This is a genomic window from Nitrospira calida (assembly GCF_976986435.1).
On sequence record NZ_OZ335950.1, the window covers coordinates 3,351,387 to 3,373,109 of the forward strand.

Consider the following 21,723-nt stretch of genomic DNA (forward strand, 5'->3'; position numbering starts at 1 on the left):
CCATAGGGCAAATGGGCACGCTGGCTTCGCCAAGGCGCGAAACGATCGGCCCGGCCGTCCAAGTCGGATGCAAGGGCTAGCCCGGTTCTTGAGCAGGTCGAGCCGGTTGAAGCAGGACCAGGATGTCGCCTGCTCGGAGCGTTTCCCGTTCCTGCAGATCCCACAAAGTAAGCACCTCGCCGCCTCGGTACACACGGAGCAGCACATCGGGCTTGAGATCCCCGGCGCGCTTGCCGATCTCCCCCGGACGGACGGCCCGCTCGACCAGATTGATGCGCCCCCCGGCCGTCAGCAGATCTTCCAGATAGTGCACGAGGCGCGGATGCTCCACGGCAGCAGCCAAGACATACCCTCCAAAGGTGGCCGGAGAGATGATGGTGTTCGCACCGCCTTGTCGGAACAGTTTGACGTTTTCTTCCTCCTGGGCGCTGACGATGATGCGCAACGACGGATGGAGATGGCGGGCGGTAAGCAGAATCAAGGCATTGGTGTCGTCCCGGCCCGCGGCGATGATGAGCGCCTTCGCTTGCTCGAGCATTGCGTCCTTGAGGATCGCTTCCTGCGTCGCATCGCCCTGGAAGGCGACAACCCCTGTCTCAACGGCCGCGCGCACCCGCTGTTCCTCGGAATCGATCACCAGGATACGTTTGGGCGAAAGGCCTTTCGCCAGGAGTTCCTTCACAGTGGACAGCCCGGTGTAGCCGAAGCCGCACACAATCACATGTTCGTGCAGCCTGGCTTGCAGTTTGGCCATGCGATACGCCTCCATGTATTGACGAATGACCAGTTGATACGCCGTACCTAGAAACAGGAACCACACGACCACGCGGATCGGGGTGACGATGAGGGCGTCGATCAGACGAGCCCGCGGCGTGATCGGCACGATATCGCCGTATCCCACGGTCGTCACGGTGATCATGCTGAAATAGACAATGTCGCCAAAGGAGACTTCCCCGTCGAGTTGGTCCCAGAGCCCGGCCCGATCCAGCCAGAGAAGAAGGATCACCGCGGCCAGCAGCGCGAGGACCATGCCGAGCCGCACCAGCAGCGTCCGGCTGGGCGTCACGTCCGCGGGCGTGAATAAGACACGCGAGGGCAACCGTCGTGGAAATCGGGTTGCATGCATAAAGCAACTCACCCTAGCAAGGCGCTTCAAACGATGTCAAAAGCCGCGCGATCCGTTTCCGCTCCGGCCGTTTACGAGCCTTCGCTCGCTCGTGCAGGATAAAAGCGAGACTCACAAAGGAGAGAAAAAGAGGAAAGACGGGGTAAAGCCACAGGCTGCTCAGTCTTTGCCGCTGGCTATTTTCAAAGCGGGCCGAAGCGGTGGCGTAAGGCATGGAGCAGGGGTATCATAGGTCTAGTCGACGGAAGGGGCAATCCGCCGTTCCGGCGGGAAAATGAGGGAGCGATGGTGGAGCGACGACGCCAACCCAGAGTTCTAGCTATGATCATGGCCGGCGGCAAGGGCGAGCGCCTCATGCCGCTGACGGCGGTCCGCAGCAAACCTGCGGTTCCATTCGCCGGCAAGTACCGCATCATCGACTTCGTCCTCAGCAACTTCTTGAACTCCGGCATCTTGGCGATGTACGTGCTGGTCCAATATCGGTCGCAGTCCTTGATCGAACATCTGCGCCGGGCGTGGCGGACCGGCGGGTTGATCAAGCAGAACTTCATCACGGTGGTGCCACCGCAAATGAAAGCCCGGGGCGGCTGGTACGAAGGCACCGCCGACGCGGTGTATCAGAACCTGAACTTGATCCGGGATTTCGATCCCGATCTGGTAGCCGTGTTCGGGGCCGATCATATCTATCGAATGGACATCAACCAGATGGTTCGGTTTCATCTGTCCCGTCACGCCGACGTGACGGTGGCGGCCCTTCCCGTTCCTCTCCACGCGGCCAAAGGCTTCGGCATCGTGGAGGTCGGACACAAGGACCAGGAAGATCGGATTCTCGGCTTCGAAGAAAAGCCCAAGCAGCCTAAACCCATGCCGACCGATCCCGAACAGGCTTACTCGTCGATGGGCAATTATCTCTTCAACACCGACGTGCTGCTGGAGATCCTGGAACAGGACGCCGCGCGGCCGGGCTCCCACGATTTCGGACGGGACATCATCCCGCGCCTGCTCCGCACCCATCGCGTGATGGCCTACAACTTTCTGTCCAACGACGTGCCAGGCCTGAAACCCTACGAGGAGCGGGGATACTGGCGGGACGTGGGAACCTTGGACGCCTATTGGCAGGCCCACATGGACTTGCTGGGGGAGGCACCGATCTTCGATCTTCGCAACACCGAGTGGCCGATCCTGACCGACAAGTACGACGCGCCGTCGGCTAGTCTGGTCCGGTCGCGGATCGACGAGTCCATGATCGGCCAGGGCAGCCTGATTGTCGACGCGGACATCACGCGGTCGGTGATTGGCCGGCACGTCGTGATTCAGCACGGCGCGCGGATCGAGGAATCCATCATCATGGACGGAGCGGTCATCGGCTCGAAGGCCCAACTCCGCCGCGTGATTGCGGACCGGTTTAATGTGATCCCGGCTGGAGCCGAAATCGGATTCGATCCGGCGGAGGACCGGATGCGCCATCAGGCGGTGACAAAGACCGGCCTGGTCGTGTTGCCGCGAGGTCAGCCCTCGCCACTTTCCCCCAGGACACTGTGACTATGGAGCTGTCTACAGCCGGCGGGCCGCGCTTTCCGTCCGCGACCTATCGCATCCAGTTCAACCAGGCTTTCCCCTTCAAAGCGGCGACGCGCATCGTCCCGTATCTCCATGCTCTCGGCATCACAGACTGTTACGCCTCCTCGTACCTGAAGGCGGTGCCGGGCAGCACCCATGGCTACGACGTGGTGGATCCGACGGCCCTCAACCCCGAGCTCGGCACGGAAGACGACTACCGGGAATTCGTGCGGTCGCTCCAAGCCCACGGCATGGGACACCTGCTCGACCTGGTTCCGAACCACATGGGCATCGGACAGTCAGCCAACCGCTGGTGGCTGGATGTACTGGAAAACGGGCCGAGTTCACGCTTCGCCAACGTCTTCGACATCGACTGGCACCCGCTCAAGCGCGAACTGGACGGCAAGGTGTTGCTGCCCATCCTTGGCGATCTTTACGGCGCGGTACTGGAAAACGGAGAGATCGCGCTGGCCTTCGTGGACGGGAGTTTCGTCGTCCGCTATTACAACCACACCCTGCCGGTGTCGCCCAAATCCTGGGTGAAGATCCTCTCCTATCGCTTGGATCAGTTGATCGCGCAGACCGGCGAAGACGCCCCGCACGTGCAGGAGCTCGAAAGCATCATCACGGCGCTGCGCCACCTGCCAGCCCGCACGGAAATCGATCCGCCGAAGGTGCGCGAACGCTACCGCGAGAAGGAGATCGCTCGGATGCGCCTGGCCGCGCTGGCGCGGGACAGTTCGACCATCGCGGCGTTTATCGAGGAGAACGTGCATCGCTTCAACGGGACCAAGGGCGATCCGCGCAGTTTCGATCTGCTCGACGACCTGCTGAACGACCAGCCGTACCGGCTGGCCTTCTGGCGCGTGGCATCCGAGGAGATCAACTACCGGCGCTTCTTCGATATTAACGAGTTGGCGGCCATTCGCATGGAAGACGAGGCGGTGCTCCGTGAGACCCACAAACTGATTTTCTCGCTGTTGAAAGAGCGGGTCGTGACGGGTCTGCGCATCGATCACGTCGACGGGCTTTACGACCCCGGCCGTTACCTCCGGCAGGTGCAGGCCTGGGCGGCGCGCGAATTGCCGCGTTCCTCGGAACAGGATGCCGCCGCGGACCGGCCATTGTTTATCGTGGTGGAAAAAATCCTCGATAAGGACGAGGCCTTGCCCGAGACCTGGCCGGTGTACGGCACCACCGGGTACGATTTCCTGAACCTGGTCAACGGCCTGTTCGTCCAAGGGGCCCACGAACGGGCGATGGACGAGACGTATGCGCGGTTCACCCGCACCCGCCCGTCCTACGCCGACCTGATTTACGAGACGAAAAAGCTCATCATGCGCGTCTCGATGGCGAGCGAGATCAATGTGCTCGGGCACCAGTTGAATCGACTGTCGGAGCGGGACCGCCGCTCGCGCGATTTCACCCTGAACAGTCTGACGCACGCGATCCGAGAAATCATCGCCTGTTTCCCGGTTTACCGGACCTACGTCACCGACGGCCCGGAGCCGGTCCTGGAGCGGGATCGGACGTACATCCGGCAGGCAGTCGCCCGAGCCAAGCGGCGCAACCCCGCCCTTAGCGGGCTGGTGTTCGACTTCGTCCAGACCCTGCTGCTGAAAGAGTGGGATGAGCGCACCGTGCAGGACCGGCGGGAACAACTGCAGTTCGTGATGAAGTTCCAACAGACCACCAGTCCGGTGACGGCCAAGGGGATCGAGGACACGGCGTTTTACCTGTACAACCGGCTGGTCTCATTGAACGAGGTCGGGGGAGACCCGCAACAGTTCGGCGTCCCGCCGGCCCTGTTTCATAAGCGCATGCGCGAACGCCAGGCCCGCTGGCCTTGCACGCTGTCAGCCACCTCGACGCACGACACCAAGCGCAGCGAGGACGTGCGGGCCCGGATCAACGTCCTGTCGGAACTGCCGCAGGAGTGGCGGGTGCGTGTCACCGGCTGGAGCCGGTTGAACAAGAAACTGAAGACCGAGGTGGACGGCCAGCCGGCGCCGGACCGGAACGAAGAATACCTACTGTACCAGACGCTGCTGGGCGTCTGGCCCCTGACGCAACCGGATGACCGCGAATATCGGATCTTCTGCGACCGCATCCAGGGCTACATGCAGAAGGCGTTGCGGGAGGCCAAGGTCCACACGAGCTGGGTCAATCCGAACCACGCTTACGAAGCCGCGGTCTTCCGTTTTATCGCGGCGCTGCTGGACCGCAGCAAGCCGAACCCCTTTCTGGAGGATTTTCTGCCGTTCCAGGAACGGATCGCGCGCTACGGCGCTTGCAATTCGCTGGCACAGGTATTGCTCAAAATCACGGCGCCCGGCATTCCGGACTTTTACCAGGGCACAGAGCTGTGGGACTTCAGCCTCGTCGATCCCGACAACCGCCGCCCGGTGGATTATGACCTTCGGACCGGCCTGCTCGCCGATCTGCAGAAGGCGTGCGATGAAGCGGGAGCGGATCGGCGCGGCCTGGTCGCGCGGCTGATGGAGAGCTACGCCGACGGACGGATCAAACTGTACGTGACCACGAGCTGCCTGCGATACCGCCGCGAGCATACCGATCTCTTCCTGCGTGGCGAGTACGTGCCATTGGGGGCGCGCGGCGACCGGCCGGACCACCTGGTCGCCTATGCGCGGATTCACCGGGATCAGGCGGTGGTAGCGGCGGTCACCCGTTTGGCGGCTGGACTGGGCCGTGGCGCCGCGTCGTTCCCTCTGGGACGCAGCGCCTGGGGTGACACGTGGCTCACGGTACCGTCGTGGCGGTCCGGATCGCTCTATCGGAACCTTCTCACCGGCGAATTGCTGAAGACGACCGACGCAGAAGGGACCCAGGTGTTGCCGGCGGCTGAGATCTTCAGAACCTGTCCGGTCGCCTTGCTGGAACGGATCTCGTGACCGAACGGAGGGACGGAGGCATGAGCGTTCAGGACACGCCGGGCGCGGCGATCGGAGATCACGGCGTGATCGGTGACCTGCACACGGTCGCGCTTGTCGGCCTCGACGGCTCGATCGACTGGTGCTGTCTCCCGACGTTCGACTCGCCCAGCCTCTTCGCGGCGATCCTGGACGAGCGGCGCGGCGGGCGCTTCGTTATCGCTCCTGCTGACCGGGGAATCCGCAAACAGATGTACCTGCCCGAGACGAACGTGCTGCTCACCCGATTTCTGCATACTGAGGGAGTTGGGGAGATCACCGACTTCATGCCGATCGAGCAGGACGAAGCGGGCATTCGCCCACGTCGCCAGCAGATCATCCGAATCGTCTCGGTGGCGCGAGGCAGGGTCCACTTCCGACTCGAATGCGCGCCGGCCTTCAACTATGGACGGGACCGGCACGTCGCGGTCGCGCACAAGCGCGGAGTGGTCTTTCGCGCCGGCGACATGGCCGTCGGGTTAGTCAGCCCGGTTCCGTTCACCATCTCGGAAGGAACCTGCACCGCGGAGTTTACCCTGTCCGCTGGCCAAAGCGTGACGTTCTTCCTCGTTCATCTGGATACCTGCGCCGATGCTGAACTGCTGGACGTGCCGCAGTCGGGCGACTCGGCATTGCGGGACACCGTGGCATTCTGGCGAAAGTGGCTGGCCCAGTGTCAGTACCACGGGCGGTGGCGCGAAATGGTGCAGCGATCGGCGCTGACCTTGAAACTCCTCACTTACGCCCCCACCGGCGCTATTGTGGCCGCGCCCACGACCAGCCTGCCAGAAGATCCGGGCGGCGTGCGAAATTGGGATTACCGCTTCACCTGGATGCGCGACGCCGCCTTTACCCTGTACGCCCTGCTGCGCCTCGGGTTCACGCAGGAAGCCGGCCGCTTCATGGAATGGCTGAACGCCCGTTGCCACGAACTCGAGCCGGACGGCGCACTCCGGCCGGTCTACGGGATCGACGGGCGGCACGATCTGCCCGAGGTGGAACTGTTGCACCTAGCCGGGCATCGGGGGTCGCGTCCCGTCCGCATCGGCAATGGCGCCGCGGGACAACTGCAGTTGGACATATACGGCGCGCTGATGGACGCCGTCTATCTGTTTAACAAGCACGGCCGTCCGATCAGCTATGATTTGTGGGTCAACCTGACCAAGCTGCTGGAGTACGTCTGCGCCCATTGGGACCAACCGGACGAAGGCATCTGGGAGGTGCGCGGCGGCCGCCAGCACTTCGTGTATTCCAAGGTCATGTGCTGGGTTGCGCTGGACCGGGGGATCCGGATCGCCGACAAGCGAGGGTTCCCGGCGGACCGCGCTGTCTGGGCGGCCCAACGGGACCGGATTTACACCGATGTCATGCGCCGCGGATGGAGCCCGGAGGCCGGCGCTTTCGTCCAGCACTACGGCGGCCGGGAACTGGACGCAAGTAACTTACTGCTGCCGCTGGTGTTCTTCGTCTCGCCGACTGATCCGCGCATGCTCTCCACGCTGGACCAGACCCTGCAAGAGCTCGTGTCCGACAGTCTCGTGCGCCGCTACCGCATCGGGCGGGCCGCGCCGGACGGCTTGCCCGGCGGCGAAGGCACGTTCAGCGTCTGTACTTTCTGGCTGGTGGAAGCGCTCACCAGGGCCGGGCGGCTGGCAGAAGCGCGGCTGATCTTTGAAAAAATGTTGAGCTACGCCAATCACCTGGGACTGTACGCGGAGCAACTGTCGCCGACGGGCGAGCAATTGGGCAATTTCCCTCAGGCCTTTACGCATATCGGGTTAATCAGCGCCGCGTACAATCTGGATCGCTACCTGGGACGGGGAGGAGCATTATGACGCCGCAGGAGCGCGAAAAGCGGCGTCCGAGTGCGGCGGCCACGCCATTCACATTCATCGGGTGCAGTGAGTTGCAGGAACTGCTGGGCAAGAAAGCCAACGACGAAAAGGAATTGGCCGAACTGCTGGAAGAGGTGCCGGTCGATTCCGTCTACTTCCACACGCACAGTTATTTCCTGCGCCACAGCGCCATCGCCGGTGCCTATGCTAACGACTTTGCCCACTGGGTGGTCACCCAGGTTCGCGACCGGGTGCTCGGGGAACGGCTGGCAGTGCTGGACCCCTTCGACTTTGCGAGCCTGGAAGAACTGCGGGAGGAGATCATCTCGATCATCGACGACCATCTGTCGCGGACCTCGGTCGTACCCCGGGTCATCTTCGGGGAACCGTTCCATTTCAATCAGTCCCGCATCATCGAGGTACCGACCGGTCTGCAGGCCTGCACCCTGCCCGAATTCCGGAACGCGTTGGCGGAGGTGGACGCCAGCGCGATTTATTATCACATGTTCGAAGCGCGGGTCCGCCTCCGTCGAGAAGAAAGCGATTTCTCCTTCTGGGTCAGGCAAGCGTTGGGACTTCCCGACCTAGCGGCCAGGCTCCGCGCCATCAACCCGTACGTCGGGAGCCTGGAACGTCTCCGTTCCGCCCTGCTGGTCGCCTGCGATGAATTCCTGGACCGGACCGGCGAGCCGTGAACGAACGGAAAGGAAGGACACCGTGCTGAGCATCGACGAACACTGGTACAAGAACGCGGTCTTCTACGAACTGCATGTCAAGGCCTTCTACGACGGCAATGACGACGGCATCGGCGACTTCCGTGGCCTCCGGGAGAAGTTGGACTATCTGCAATGGCTGGGTGTCGATTGCCTGTGGCTGCTGCCCTTCTTCCCGTCGCCGTTGCGGGACGACGGGTACGACGTGTCGGATTACTTCGGCGTCTATCCGGACTACGGCTCACTGGAGGATGTGCGCGTGTTCCTCGACGACGCCCATCGGCGCGGCATCCGCGTGATCGCGGACTTGGTGCTGAACCATACGTCCGATCAGCATCCCTGGTTCCAGGAGGCGCGGCGGTCGCCTCACTCGCCCCGGCGTCATTATTACGTCTGGAGCGACACCGATCAGAAATACAGCAGGGCCCGGATCATCTTCATCGACACGGAAAAGTCCAACTGGACCTGGGACCCGGAGGCGCAAGCCTACTATTGGCACCGCTTCTTCAGCCACCAACCGGACCTCAACTACGAGAATCCTGAGGTGCGCCGGACCATGCTGGATGTCATGACTTATTGGCTGGATCTGGGGTTGGATGGGTTTCGATGCGACGCCGTGCCCTATCTGTTCGAGCGGGAAGGCACGATTTGCGAAAACCTGCCCGAGACGCACGCTTATCTGAAGGAGATCCGCCGGTACCTCGACGAACGGTACTGCGGACGCATCCTCCTCGCCGAAGCGAACCAGTGGCCGGCCGACGTGCGCCCCTACTTCGGCGACGGCGACGAGTTCCATATGGCGTTCCACTTCCCCCTCATGCCGCGGCTGTTCATGAGTGTGCGGAGCGAGGATCGCCAGCCGATCATCGACATGTTCACGCACACGCCGCCCATTCCTGAGAACTGCCAGTGGTGCCTCTTTCTCCGGAATCACGACGAGTTGACGTTGGAGATGTGCACCGGCGAGGAGCGGGACTATATGTACTATGCCTATGCGCGGGATCCGCAGGCGCGGCGCAACATCGGGATTGCGCGGCGGCTCGCGCCGCTACTGGAGAACGACCGGCGCAAGCTTGAGTTGCTGAACAGTTTGGTGTTCACGCTGCCCGGTAGCCCGATCGTCTACTACGGCGACGAGATCGGCATGGGTGACAACATCCACCTTGGCGACCGGAACGGCGTGCGCACCCCAATGCAGTGGACGGGAGACCGGAATGCCGGCTTCTCCAAAGCCGACCCGGCGAAGCTCTACCTGCCAGTGATCGCAGACCCGGTGTACGGCTATCAGGCGATCAACGTGGAATCGCAGATCCAGACTCCGCATTCCCTCTTGAACTGGATGCGGCAATTGATCCGTATCAGAAAAGCTCGGCCCGTGTTCGGCCGCGGAACGATGGAATTTCTCCCGCACGCCAACGAGAAGGTGCTGGTCCACGTGAGGGCCTACCGCGGGGAGACTGTCCTCCTGGTTCACAATCTCGCCGGCTCGGCCCAGCCGGTCGAGCTGGACCTGAGCCAGTTCCGCGGCTCGACGCCGATCGAGCTGTTCGGCGAGTCCCGGTTTCCCCCGATCGGCGACCGTCCGTACGTACTCAGCGTAGGCCCCTACGGGTACTACTGGTTCCTGCTTCGCTCGAAGGACGGCGAGGACAATCTTTATGGCATCGAACGCACCGCGATCTGAACGAGGAACTATGAACTCCCGACTGCCGACCGCCCAATCCTAGCCGCCAGTTCAGGAGTGTTTTGAGCGTGAGGACACCGCCGCCATGACCGCGAGCTTGGACGAGTATCGAGAGATCGCGCCCAAGGGAACCGTGGATTTTCTCTGCCGGCTCAGCGAGCTGGTGAAGGGCCGGAGCTTCGTCAACGTCAACACGGTCCGCTACGGAGGCGGCGTCGCGGAAATCCTGCGCCGCCTCGTGCCGATGATGAAGAGCTTGGGCGTCGAGGCGCGCTGGGAAATCATCGCGGGCGTCCAGGAATTCTTCGACGTCACCAAACGCTTCGCCAACGCGCTGCAGGGCCAGGAGCAGACGATCACGGAGGAGATGTACCAGACCTATCTGCAGATCAACCAGCGGAACGCCCAGACCCTCAACCTGGAGGCGGATCTCGTCATGGTCCACGATCCACAACCCGCGGCGCTGGTCGAGCATCGGAAGAAAGGCACATGGATCTGGCGCTGTCACCTCGACATCGCGCAGCCGCAGCGACGGGTGTGGAGCTTCCTGCGCCGGTACGTGGTAAAGTATGACGCTGCGATCTTTTCGCTCCCCCATTTCACCCAACGCCTGCCGATCCCGCAATTTCTGATTCATCCCTCCATCGACCCGCTGAGCCACAAGAACCGCGAACTGGCCAGGAGCGAGGTGCACGCGATTATGGACCGGCTGCAAATCCCGAGGGACAAGCCGATCCTCCTGCAGGTCTCCCGATTCGAACGGTTCAAGGACCCGGTCGGCGTGATCCAGGCCTACCGGCTGGTCAAGAAGCATCACAACTGCCGACTGGTCTTGGCCGGTAGCGGCGGGACGCATGATCCCGAAGGAGAAGCGGTGCTTGCCGAAGTCCGGGAAGCCGCCGGACGAGACCCTGATATCCACGTGCTGCAACTGCCGCCGGAAGCCGACCTCGAGATCAACGCCCTGCAGCGGGCGGCGACGATTGTGATCCAGAAGTCCCTCAAAGAAGGATTCGGACTAACGGTGTCGGAAGCCATGTGGAAAGGCAAGCCGGTGATTGGCGGGACGGCCGGAGGCATCGCGGCTCAGATCATCGAGGACGTGACCGGCTATACCGTGCATTCCCCCGAGGGCGCCGCCTTCCGTATCCGCCACCTCCTGAACAACCCCGGGCTGATTGGCCGGATGGGCGGCGCCGCGCGGGAACATGTGCGTCGCAATTTTCTGATCACCCGGCACCTCGGCGACTACCTGACCTTGCTGAAGATCTTTAGCGGACCATGACACTCGACTTCCTCGCTCACGACGTGCGCGGACGGCTGTCGGAGATCGGCGCCGCCGACATTCTGGTCGGAGTGCCCACCTACAACAACGCTAAGACCATCGAGCGGGTGCTGCTGACCGTCGATCAAGGGTTGATCGAGCGGTTCCCGGACGCACGCTGCGTGATCGCGGTGTGCGACGGCGGCTCGCAGGACGGGACGCTGACGATCGCGGAACGCGCCGCGCTCAAGACCCCGCTCCGGCTGCTCGTTTCCCTGCCTCCTTCTCCGCTGACCGTCGCCCCGTATCAGGGTGCCGCAACCATGGAGGAGGCGATCCGGACCCTTTTCGCGATCGGCACCGCCCTCCGGGTGCAGGCTTGCGCAGTGATCGACGCCGACCTTTTGTCGATCACACCCGGCTGGATGGACCTGTTGATCAGACCGATCCGCGACGAGCGGTTCGATTATGTTGCGCCGCTCTTTCGCCGTCACAAATACGACGGGAGCCTGAGCAACGGCGTCGTCTATCCGTTGACTCGCGCGTTGTACGGGAAGCGCGCGCGCCAGGCGCCGGGCGGCGGTTACGGCGTGTCGGGTGCGCGCGCCGCGGCCTGGTCGGCCAAGGGCGAATGGGGAAGCGTCGTAACCCGGCAGAGTCTGGATATCTGGATGCTGACCTCCGCGTTGGCGGAGGACGCGCGTGTCTGTCAGGCCTACTTGGGACCGGTACTCCACGCGCCTCGCGACGGCAAGGCGGACTTGTCAGCGCAGTTGACCCGCGCGGTCGGCGCGGTCTTCACGCTCATGGAGCGCTACCAAACGGAGTGGCAAAACGTGACGGCCTCCGTGCCCGTGCCGGTCTTCGGTCCCCCGTTCGAAATGGAGACGGCTCCGGTCGCGATCAACGTGGCGCGCATGGTGAAGGCGTTCAAGCAGGGGCTCCGCGACCTGTTGCCGATCTGGGAAGTCGTCCTGCCTTACGAGACGTTGAGCGAACTGCTTCCGTTGGGCGGTCTCGAGAGCGAAGAGTTTCGCCTGCCCGTCCAACTTTGGGTCCAGATCGTGTACGACTTTGCCTTGGCCTATCACGAGCGTTTGCTGCACCGGGAGCACTTGCTGAAAGCCATGACGCCCCTCTACCTGGGCTGGACCGCGTCCTTCGTGCTTGACATGAAGGACGGAGGCCAGTCCGAGGTCGAACAGGCCGTCGAATCGCTGTGTGCCACCTACGAAGCAACGAAACCGTATTTGCTGCAGCGATGGAGGTAGCGGGATGAGCGAACTGTGGCGAGAAGCGATGGTCGAAGCCTTCCGGGACACCATGAAGCGGATCGCGCTGTTCTTACCCAATCTCCTCGCCATGATCAGCCTGGTGGCGGCCGGACTGGCGGCGGCGTGGCTGGCGAAGGTCGTGCTGCTGCGCCTCCTCCGTGCCGTCCGGTTCGACTCGCTCTGCGAGCGCTGGGGGCTCACCGCTTCGCTAATCAAGGCGGGCATCGGGCAGTCTCCCGCCCACCTTGTCGGCCGACTGGCCTTCTGGATGATTTTTCTGTTGTTCGCGTTTATGGGCCTCGGCGCCCTCCAACTGCCGGCCTCGACTAGCCTGATGAATGTCATCTTCGGCTTTCTGCCCAGCTTGCTGGCGGCACTGTTCCTGCTGCTCTTCGGTCTGCTCCTGGCCAATTTTTTCGCCGAAGCGGCTTTGATCGCCGCTGTAAACGCACAGATTCGGGAGGCCCGGCTTATCGCCAATCTGATCCGGTGGGGGATCATGATTTTCACGGCAGCGATGGTCCTGACTCAGTTGGGGATCGCCAAGGAGATTGTGGTTGCGGCCTTTTCGATCACGTTCGGCGGCGTCGTGTTGGCACTGGCCATTGCGCTTGGCCTCGGCGGGAGAAACATCGCAAAGGAAGCGCTGGAACGCCGCCTCCGCGACGCCCGAGAACGGGAGGAAGACATTTCGCATCTGTAAGCGGACGCGTCGGCGAACAGCTCTCGGCAGTTTGCCGTTCGCGACCGGCTGGTTTTCTGAAGGAGCGGACATGCAGCGTACGGAAGGCAGAATCCGCGTCGTCATCGAACATGTTACGCCGGAAATCGACGGAGGCCGGTTTCCGATTAAGCGCATTGTCGGCGAAGCGGTCGTCGTGGAAGCGGACATCTTCGCCGACGGGCATGACGCGCTTTCCGGCCTGCTGCTGTACCGCAGGGAACAGGACCCTGATTGGACCGAAGTCCCGCTCGTGTTCCTAGCCAACGATCGCTGGAGAGGCGTGTTTCGGGTCGCGGAGCCGGGACGGTACGTGTATACGTTGACCGCCTGGGCGGATCGGTTCAAGTCGTGGCGACGCGATCTGGCCAAGAAAGTCGAGGCAGGTCAGGACGTAGCGGTGGACCTGTTGATCGGCGCGGGGTTGCTGAAGGACGTGGCCCGGCGCGCTGCCGGTCCCGATGCGCAAGCGCTGGCCCGATCGGCCGACGACCTTGAGGCGGCGGGCGCAGACCCTGTGGAGCAGATCCGAATCGCCTTGAGCGACGAGGTGGCGACACTGATGGAGCGGCATGCCGACCGGCGGTTTGCCGCGACCTATGAGAAAGAACTGGTGGTCGTGGTCGATCGTAAGAAGGCCCGCTTCAGCACCTGGTATGAAATGTTTCCTCGGTCTTGTTCCTCCGAACCAGGTCGGCACGGGACCTTTCGGGATTGCGAAGACCGGCTTCCCTACATCGCGTCGATGGGTTTCGACGTGCTGTACTTTCCGCCCATTCATCCGATCGGCCGGACGCACCGCAAGGGAAAGAACAACCGGCCGGTTAGCGGACCCGACGATCCTGGAAGCCCCTGGGGCATCGGCGCCGAGGAGGGCGGGCACAAGGCGATCCATCCGCAACTGGGCACCCTGAGCGATTTCCACCGTCTGCTCGCCAAGGCGCGGGAGCAGGGTCTCGAAATCGCGCTGGACTTGGCCTTCCAGTGCTCGCCTGATCATCCCTATGTTAAGGAACACCCGGATTGGTTCCGGCGACGGCCGGACGGCGGTGTCCAGTACGCGGAGAACCCACCCAAAAAGTACCAGGATATCTACCCGCTGGAATTTGAGACCGAGGATTGGCAGGAGCTGTGGCGGGAATTGAAGAGCGTCGTTACCTACTGGATCGACCAGGGGGTCCGCATCTTCCGCGTGGACAATCCCCATACCAAGCCGTTTCCATTCTGGGAATGGTTGATCGCGGACATCAAACGGCGACACCCCGACGTCATCTTTTTGTCTGAGGCCTTCACCAGGCCGAAGGTCATGTACCGACTGGCCAAGCTGGGCTTCACCCAGTCCTACACCTATTTCGCCTGGCGCAACACCAAGACGGAACTGATGCAATATTTCACGGAGCTGACCCAAACGGAGGTGCGGGAGTATTTCCGCCCTAATCTGTGGCCCAACACGCCGGACATTCTCACCGAATACTTGCAGCGCGGAGGCCGGCCGGCATTCATGATCCGGCTAGCTCTGGCAGCCACCCTGGGCGCCAGTTACGGCATCTACGGCCCGGCGTTCGAGCTGTGCGAGCACTGTCCCTATGAGGAAGGAAGCGAAGAGTATTTCGACTCGGAAAAATACGAAATCAAGCATTGGGACATCGAGCGGCCGGACAGTCTGCGGGACTTCATCGCCCGCGTGAACGCGATCCGGCGAGACAATCCCGCCTTGCAGAACGACTGGAGCCTGCGGTTCCATCCGGTCGACAACGACGAGTTGCTGTGTTACAGCAAGCGTACGGAAGATCGATCCAACATCGTGGTGACGGTCGTCAACCTCAGCCCCGTGCACATCCATGCCGGCTGGGTGGAACTCAAGCTGGACGAGCTCGGCATCAACCCCGACGTACCGTACCAGGTCCACGACCTCCTGACCGATACGTACTATCTCTGGAAGGGAGCGAGAAATTATGTCCAGCTCGATCCGCGGACCGTGCCGGCGCACATTTTTCGGGTTCGACGCCGGGTCCGGACCGAACGGGACTTCGACTACTACCTGTGACCGTGCAAGGAACGGACGGCGCGATGGATCGCATGACGTCGAGGCTCACCGGCCGCTGGGACACGCTGTGGGAGGGGCAGACGAAAGAGGCGTTGGAAGCCCTGCTACGCGACACGCTGCCGACCCGCCGCTGGTTCGGGGGAAAGGCCAGACGGATCAAATCCGTCACGGTGAGCGATGCGGTTCCGATTCGTACGGCGAAGACTCATGCCGTGGTGCTGTTGAGTCACGTCGTTTACGAGGAAGGAGAAAGCGAACAATACCAGATTCCCCTGGCCGCCGCGTTCGGTGAAGCGGCCGTTCGGATCGAGAGCGAATCGAGCGCCGCGGTGATCGGCCGGTTGTTCGCGAACCCGGACGACGACCTAGGCAACGGCGTTCTCTATGACGCGTTATGGAACCCGGACGTGACCAGGACCCTGCTCGAGGCGATCGGGCAGGGCCAGCGCTTCGCCGGCACAGCGGGCGAAATGATCGCGACCTCCACGCACGCGTATGCGGAGCTGGACGCGATCGGCGCCCTGCCGGCTCCGAGGGTGATCACGGCGGAACAAAGTAACACCTCTGTGCGGTGCGGCGAACGGGCAATCTTGAAGCTGTATCGGCGCTTCGAAGACGGAATCAATCCGGACCTGGAAATCGGCCGGCATCTCACCGAGCGACGGTTTCCCCATGTCCCGCCCCTCCTGGGCGCGATCGAGTACTTCCGGGGGACGGGCGAACCGGCGACCTTGGCCGTCCTTCAAGGCTTCGTGCCCAATCGGGGCGACGCCTGGGGATACACGCTGGACTCGCTGCGCGCCTACTTCGCCCAAGAGCGGCCGACTCCCACGGTTTCCGACGACACGGCGGAGCCAGAGGACCTGCTGTCCGCGCTGCTTGACGGCTCCGTCCCGCAACAGGCCGAAGCGCGGCTCGGTCCGTATCTGGACTCGGCTCAACTGTTGGGCCAGCGCACCGCCGAATTGCACACGGCGATGGCGTCATCCCCTCATCCTGACTTCGCGCCGGAACCGGTTTCCGCCGCCTACCTGTGGGAACGTTGCGAATCGATCGTGCGGTCGGCAAGCCAGGTGTTCGACTTGCTGCGCCAGCGGCAGGCCGATCTCCCAGACCAGGTGCGCAGAGAGGCCGACGACGTTCTCAATCGGAACGTACGTTTGTCTCGCCGCCTGGAGATATGGCGTGGCCTCCAGCCCGCCGCGTTTCGTATCCGCTGTCACGGCGATTTCCATTTGGGGCAAGTGCTTCACACGGGCCGGGACTTCGTGATCATCGATTTCGAAGGCGAGCCCGACCGCCCGCTGAGCGAGCGACGAGCCAAGCACGTGCCGCTGCTCGACGTTGCGGGGATGCTGCGTTCGTTTCACTATGCCGTGTCGGCGGTCCTGTTCGAACAGCGCGCGCGAACAAACGGTCTTGCCGAGAGATCGGCCGACGACTGGTATCGGTGGGTGTGTACGACCTTTCTCCGGGCCTACCGAGAGACGGCCCGCACCACCGCCTGCCGAGTCGAATCGACGGCGCAGACCGAAGAACTGCTTCGCCTGTACCTCGTCGAAAAAGCGCTTTATGAATTGAAATACGAACTGAACAATCGCCCGGACTGGGTCCGGATTCCGCTGCGCGGCCTGCGCCAGCTCCTCACGTAGAGCGGCTGGCACCGATCGCGCTTTTCTCCGAGCGGAACGCAGGCATTAATTCGTCGTTTCATCATCGGTCAATCGACGATCGCCGTTGAAAGAGACTCGTCTCTTTACACGAGTGGCATTGTCTCATTCCCGCAGGTACCGGTTCACCTCAGCAGGGTCGAAACGGTCGGCGGCCAGCACATTTTCGACGAAGCGGAAGATGGTCCGGCGGACTTGGATGGTCAGGTCCGGATACCACAAGGGACTCGCAATGACCAACCCGCGGAACGCGAAGAACGGCGCGGCCGTTTTGGTGACCGCGCGGTCTTTGCTCGCCGACAGGTAGGTCTCCCAGAACATACGGAACAGCACCTCTAGCGGCCCCTGCAGCTTCCCCCAGCGGCACAAGGAGAAAAAGAGATAGTTGATCGACATCGCCGTCACGTCATCGGCCGGCTCGCCCCACTCCCCGCGCGAACGGTCCAACACGCTGAAATCCGTGCCGCGACGAAACAAGACATTCCACGGGTGAAAGTCCCCGTGAACTTGGGAAAGACGGCCGGTCCGGTTCCGCAAGCGCCATCGCCAGCGGTTGCAGGCTTCTTCGATCGACCGCAGGAGCTCGCTGGTGATAAACGCAAAGCGCGTCGGATAGCTGTCGGTCAATCCCATAATGCATTCTCCGTGGCCGATCAGCTCGCGCAGCCTCCGCCGATACAAGTCGGGATCGCGCCGTTTGACCCGATGGATCGCCGCCAGGTAACGCGCCAGGCCAGCCGCGCGTCGCCGATCGAGATCCCGCAACCTGCTCTCCTTCGTCAGCCGTTCGAGATCGGTGTGATAGCTCGCCCCCTCCGCCCAAGCTGTGAGCACAAAGAACTCGCGCGCGGCCGCGACGGAAAACAGCGCATGGTCTTTGGTGAACGCGCCGACATCGAGAGCCTTCACATGTCGCGGCAGGCGGCCGTAAGAATCATAGTCCCAGAGAAGGGCCTGCGCCCGGTCCGCCATGTGCTCGTGGCCGAAGGGCCCGGGGCTCATTGTCTCCAACACGGCCTGCCGGATCGTCCGGCCCACCTGAAACGTGAGTCGAACCGGTGCTCCGTATCCGTATTGCTTATAACTGTCCCTTGCGGTCTCCTTCCCGATGGGTCCGAAGGAGATCAGCCGGGTGGCGGAACCGAATCGTTGCCGCAAATAGGCTTCTAACTTCGCTCGCTGGAGCGTCGGCATACAGACTCCTTACGCAAGTCATGTTCCAAATCGACAATAAAGGAAATTTTCAGAAATGCCCCGCCACAACTTCAGAATTCGGAACTTAGAATTTAGAATTGGCATGCTCCCTGTCCCGAAAAACATGCCTTGGAGTGCTGCATTCGGCTGCAGTCTTGGAAAAGAGACTGAGGAATTATGCGCCAGTCGGTGAGCCGGCTAGGAATATGTGGCCAGGAAGGAGAGGCGGCCAGAATGGAGCAGGAATGAATGAGAATTGGGAAAGAAGAAATTGGGAATGTTGAATGTTCGCGCGGACTTTTGCGTGTCGGCCATTGAACATCCTCTCTGCTCACTCTGAACCTCCCTTGGACCAACCTTCCTTAAAATTTCTTCATTCCCCCACCTTAGCCTCTCATCCCCCGCCTGGGTTTGCTCAAGGCATATCGTTTGCTGATCCAACGGATGGATACCCTCTCTTCAGGATCAGGAGGCGCGATGGACCTAGAAATCGAGAGCCGCAACGTGGCGATGACGCCGCGATGGAAAACCGAGATAGAGGAACGGATGAACGATCTGCAACGCGGTCACAATGATCTGATTCATGGGCGTGTGACCTTGACCAAGAACCGCCACCATAAAAAGCTTAAAAACGTGGCCGAAGCACTCGTTGTCATCACCCTATCCGGACGTCATACGATCACGGCTCGGAAAGCGGACAAGACGTTCGAGGAAGCCATCCGCGCCGCCTTCGACGCCGTCGCGATCGAACTGCGCAAATTCCGTGAAAAGCGTGCCAGCACCGAAATCCGCACCCCGCCACTTCCCCCGTTCCGCGGTGTCGTCTGCAAACTGTTCCCCGAAGAAGGGTATGGATTCATTCTCATGGAGGGCGGAGGCGAGGTGTACTTTCATAAGAACGCGCTCCACGGCCTGTCATTCGACGAACTCGAAGACGGGACCGAGGTCGTGTTTAACGTTGAAGAAGGCGAGAAAGGTCCTCAAGCCACCACCGTGAATCCCGTGCCGGTGATCGAATGAACGCCGACGTGATGGACAAGTTCAAACTGCCGGCTTCGATGTTGGCGCCTACGGTCGAACCGAGCCGGCTCGGCTTTGCAGACACCAGCGAACTCGATCCGCTTGATGACATTATCGGGCAGGAACGGGCGGTCGAGGCCTTGGAATTTGGCCTGCGGATGCAGAGCGCCGGATTTAACCTCTATGTCTCTGGGCCGGCCGGGACGGGCAGAGGTTCGCTTGTCCGCCAGATGGTCGCCCGGTTGGCGCAGTCATCGCCTGCCCCGCCGGATTGGTGTTACGTCAATAACTTCCATGATCCCACCCGGCCGATCTGCCTGGCTCTCCCGGCGGGTCAAGGCCGGCCCCTCATGCGCAACATGGCCGCATTCATCGACGGACTCCGGCGGGAAATTCCCGCGATCTTCGAGACCAAGAAGTATCTCGATGCGAAGGCCAAGCTGATCGAAGAAACCGAAGGAAAGAAAAAAGCGTTGTTCCGGGACTTGGCTGAGCTCTGCCGGGAGCGCGGATTCGGGTTTGAGGAAACGCCAATCGGCTTCGGGTTGGTCCCTCTCCGGGCCGGTCGCCCAATGACTGAACAGGAGATTGAGGCCCTGTCGGACGAGGAGCAGCGCGAACTGACGGAACGGAGAAAGACGCTGGAAAGCGAAATCCGCGAATTCCACGTGCGGGTCCATACCCTGGACCATGAAGCCGAGCAGCGGCTTCATGAGATGGATCGACAACTCGTCGCCAATGTGCTGGACGCGCGATTTCAGCCCTTGAGAGATCGGTACGCCGACCTGCCGGCGGTCTGCGCCTACTTGGACGAAGTCCGTAAGGACGTGATCGCCAATTATAAGGATTTCCTTCCGCGCGAAAGTCCGGTGTTGCCGATCCCGGGGCTCGAGCCGCCGGGACGACGCTCGGACTTGACCCGCTACCAGGTCAACGTCGTGGTGGAGCACAAGGCTGACAGCGGGGCACCGGTGGTGGATGAACCGCATCCGACCTATGCCAACCTCGTCGGGAAGATCGAACGGAAAGCCCACCTGGGCGTGATGTACACCGATTTCACCGAAATCCGTGCTGGGGCGCTGTTGCAGGCGAGCGGAGGCTTCCTGATCCTCAACGCGCTTGATGTCCTGCGCCAACCCTTTTCATGGGATGCCCTGAAGCGCGTCATCAAGACGCGATCGGTTAAGATCGAAGATCCGAGCGAGTTCTTCGGGCTCTCGACTGCCGGCCTCAGACCCGAGTCGATTCCCGTCGACGTCAAAGTGATCCTGGTCGGCCCCCCGATCATCTACCATCTCCTGCAAGCGTATGAAGAGGATTTTTCGAAGATCTTCAAGGTGAAAGCCGACTTCGACATCGACGTGCACCACGATGAGCACCAGGAGCGGCAGTATGCCCGGTTCATCGCCCGCCTGTGCCGCGATGAGCAGCTCCCCCACTTCACAGCAGACGCGGTTGCCGAGGTGCTCCGTGAGGGATTCCGTCTCGCGGAACGCCACGACCGGCTTTCCCTTCGATTCAGCCAGATCAGCGACCTGGTGCGCGAAGCCGCGTTCTGGGCCAAGCAGGAAGGACGCAGCCTGGTAACCCAGGCCGACGTCGAGACCGCGATCGAACGGAAGCGACGTCGGGCCAACCTGCCCGAGCAATGGATCCAGGACGAGATCAAAGAAGGCACCATTCTGGTCGATCTGGAGGGCGAGGTTGTCGGCCAGGTCAACGGGTTGTCAGTTCACCAACTGGGCGACTATTCATTCGGCCGCCCCTGCCGGATCACCGCCCGAACGTTTGTCGGTACCAAGGGACTCATCGACATCCAGCGGGAAGCCGAGCTGGCCGGGCATATTCACAGCAAGGGCGTGATGACCTTGGCCGGCTTCTTGGCTGGAAAATTCGCCGGCGCCCATCCGTTCGCCTTGAGCGCAAGCCTCACGTTCGAGCAGACCTACTCGGAGGTCGAGGGGGACAGCGCCGCCGTCGCCGAGTTGGCCGCGGTCCTTTCCAGTCTGGCTGACGTGCCCGTGCGGCAGTGGCTGGCGGTCACAGGCTCGGTCAATCAACTGGGTGAAGTACAGCCGATCGGTGGCGTGAACGAAAAAATCGAAGGGTTTTTTGAATCCTGCAAGAAACGCGGGCTCATGGGGCGCCATGGGGTCATTATTCCAGCCCGCAATACGAAACACCTGTCGTTGAGGCGCGAAGTCGTCGACGCCGTCGAAGCCGGCACGTTCGCCGTCTACGGTGTGAATACCGTAGAAGAAGCCTTGGAACTCCTGACCGGAATCCCGGCCGGAGAGCGAGCACCCGATGGAGATTATCCGCCTGACAGCATCTACGGGCGCGTAGCTAGACGTCTCGCCGAAATGGCGCACGCGGTCGCGGCATGGAGTGGTTCGGAGCGGCTGGAAGCGGCCAAAGAGTAGCGACTGAATGATGAATTCTGAATGCTGAACTTGATGCAACATTCCCAATTTTCATAATTCACAATTCCAATTCGGAATTGGAGCGCAGCGACCCATGCCGATGTATGAGTACAAATGCCTAGACTGTGGGAAGGAATCCTTGCTCGTGCTGACCCTGCAACAGCATGAGAAGGGCGAAGTGAAATGCCCTGCCTGCGGGAGCACGAACATGCGGCAGATGATCACTTCCTTCGTCCCCCACACCGCCAAAAAGAGCTGAGGG

At 61.9% G+C, this 21,723-nt stretch carries 15 protein-coding genes; 13 read left to right on the forward strand and 2 right to left on the reverse strand.

What is annotated here, in order from left to right:
* Nucleotides 1–76: 76 nt before the first annotated feature.
* Complete coding sequence (locus tag ACWHTU_RS16365; protein ID WP_447860467.1) at nucleotides 77–1,126, reverse strand: potassium channel family protein; 1,050 nt, start codon at nucleotides 1,124–1,126, stop codon at nucleotides 77–79.
* A gap of 285 nt (nucleotides 1,127–1,411) precedes the next feature.
* Here ACWHTU_RS16365 and glgC point away from each other — a divergent pair, with 285 nt between their 5' ends.
* The 10 genes from glgC to ACWHTU_RS16415 all read left to right on the forward strand — a co-directional run bounded on the left by glgC (nucleotide 1,412) and on the right by ACWHTU_RS16415 (nucleotide 16,806).
* Nucleotides 1,412–2,668 carry a glucose-1-phosphate adenylyltransferase gene (gene glgC, locus ACWHTU_RS16370; protein WP_447860469.1) on the forward strand — a complete coding sequence of 419 codons (1,257 nt, stop codon included), beginning with the start codon at nucleotides 1,412–1,414 and terminating at the stop codon, nucleotides 2,666–2,668.
* A gap of 2 nt (nucleotides 2,669–2,670) precedes the next feature.
* A complete protein-coding gene (gene treY / locus ACWHTU_RS16375; protein ID WP_447860470.1) occupies nucleotides 2,671–5,598 on the forward strand; it encodes a malto-oligosyltrehalose synthase in 2,928 nt (975 codons plus the stop codon).
* Nucleotides 5,599–5,618: 20 nt separating this feature from the next.
* Nucleotides 5,619–7,451 (forward strand): glycoside hydrolase family 15 protein, encoded by a 1,833-nt coding sequence (locus tag ACWHTU_RS16380; protein ID WP_447860471.1) that lies wholly within the window; start codon nucleotides 5,619–5,621, stop codon nucleotides 7,449–7,451.
* Nucleotides 7,448–8,146: a DUF5752 family protein gene (locus ACWHTU_RS16385; RefSeq protein WP_447860472.1), complete on the forward strand. Its 699-nt coding sequence runs from the start codon at nucleotides 7,448–7,450 to the stop codon at nucleotides 8,144–8,146. Before ACWHTU_RS16380 ends, ACWHTU_RS16385 begins: the two co-directional genes overlap by 4 nt.
* Nucleotides 8,115–9,848, forward strand: a complete 1,734-nt coding sequence (gene treS, locus ACWHTU_RS16390; protein ID WP_447860473.1) for a maltose alpha-D-glucosyltransferase — start codon at nucleotides 8,115–8,117, stop codon at nucleotides 9,846–9,848. Before ACWHTU_RS16385 ends, treS begins: the two co-directional genes overlap by 32 nt.
* 85 nt (nucleotides 9,849–9,933) lie before the next feature.
* Entirely contained in the window at nucleotides 9,934–11,133 is a 1,200-nt protein-coding gene (locus ACWHTU_RS16395; protein ID WP_447860475.1) for a glycosyltransferase, read from the forward strand.
* Nucleotides 11,130–12,383, forward strand: coding sequence for a glycosyltransferase (locus ACWHTU_RS16400; protein WP_447860476.1), 1,254 nt, complete (start codon nucleotides 11,130–11,132; stop codon nucleotides 12,381–12,383). Before ACWHTU_RS16395 ends, ACWHTU_RS16400 begins: the two co-directional genes overlap by 4 nt.
* A gap of 4 nt (nucleotides 12,384–12,387) precedes the next feature.
* Nucleotides 12,388–13,089, forward strand: a complete 702-nt coding sequence (locus ACWHTU_RS16405) for a mechanosensitive ion channel family protein (RefSeq protein ID WP_447860477.1) — start codon at nucleotides 12,388–12,390, stop codon at nucleotides 13,087–13,089.
* A 70-nt stretch (nucleotides 13,090–13,159) separates the two neighbouring features.
* The gene (locus ACWHTU_RS16410; protein WP_447860478.1) at nucleotides 13,160–15,154 is read left to right on the forward strand and encodes an alpha-1,4-glucan--maltose-1-phosphate maltosyltransferase; all 1,995 of its coding nucleotides are present in this window, start codon (nucleotides 13,160–13,162) and stop codon (nucleotides 15,152–15,154) included.
* 23 nt (nucleotides 15,155–15,177) lie between these two features.
* A complete protein-coding gene (locus ACWHTU_RS16415) occupies nucleotides 15,178–16,806 on the forward strand; it encodes a putative maltokinase (protein ID WP_447860479.1) in 1,629 nt (542 codons plus the stop codon).
* Between the two features lie 123 nt (nucleotides 16,807–16,929).
* Here ACWHTU_RS16415 and ACWHTU_RS16420 read toward each other — a convergent pair whose 3' ends face one another.
* Nucleotides 16,930–18,018, reverse strand: a complete 1,089-nt coding sequence (locus ACWHTU_RS16420; protein WP_447860481.1) for a phosphotransferase — start codon at nucleotides 18,016–18,018, stop codon at nucleotides 16,930–16,932.
* A gap of 477 nt (nucleotides 18,019–18,495) precedes the next feature.
* Between ACWHTU_RS16420 and ACWHTU_RS16425 the strand changes: the two genes are divergently transcribed.
* The 3 genes from ACWHTU_RS16425 to ACWHTU_RS16435 all read left to right on the forward strand — a co-directional run bounded on the left by ACWHTU_RS16425 (nucleotide 18,496) and on the right by ACWHTU_RS16435 (nucleotide 21,720).
* A complete protein-coding gene (locus ACWHTU_RS16425; RefSeq protein ID WP_447860482.1) occupies nucleotides 18,496–19,038 on the forward strand; it encodes a cold shock domain-containing protein in 543 nt (180 codons plus the stop codon).
* Entirely contained in the window at nucleotides 19,035–21,461 is a 2,427-nt protein-coding gene (locus ACWHTU_RS16430; protein ID WP_447860483.1) for a Lon protease family protein, read from the forward strand. Before ACWHTU_RS16425 ends, ACWHTU_RS16430 begins: the two co-directional genes overlap by 4 nt.
* Nucleotides 21,462–21,561: 100 nt before the next feature.
* Entirely contained in the window at nucleotides 21,562–21,720 is a 159-nt protein-coding gene (locus ACWHTU_RS16435; protein ID WP_447863383.1) for an FmdB family zinc ribbon protein, read from the forward strand.
* Nucleotides 21,721–21,723: the final 3 nt, after the last annotated feature.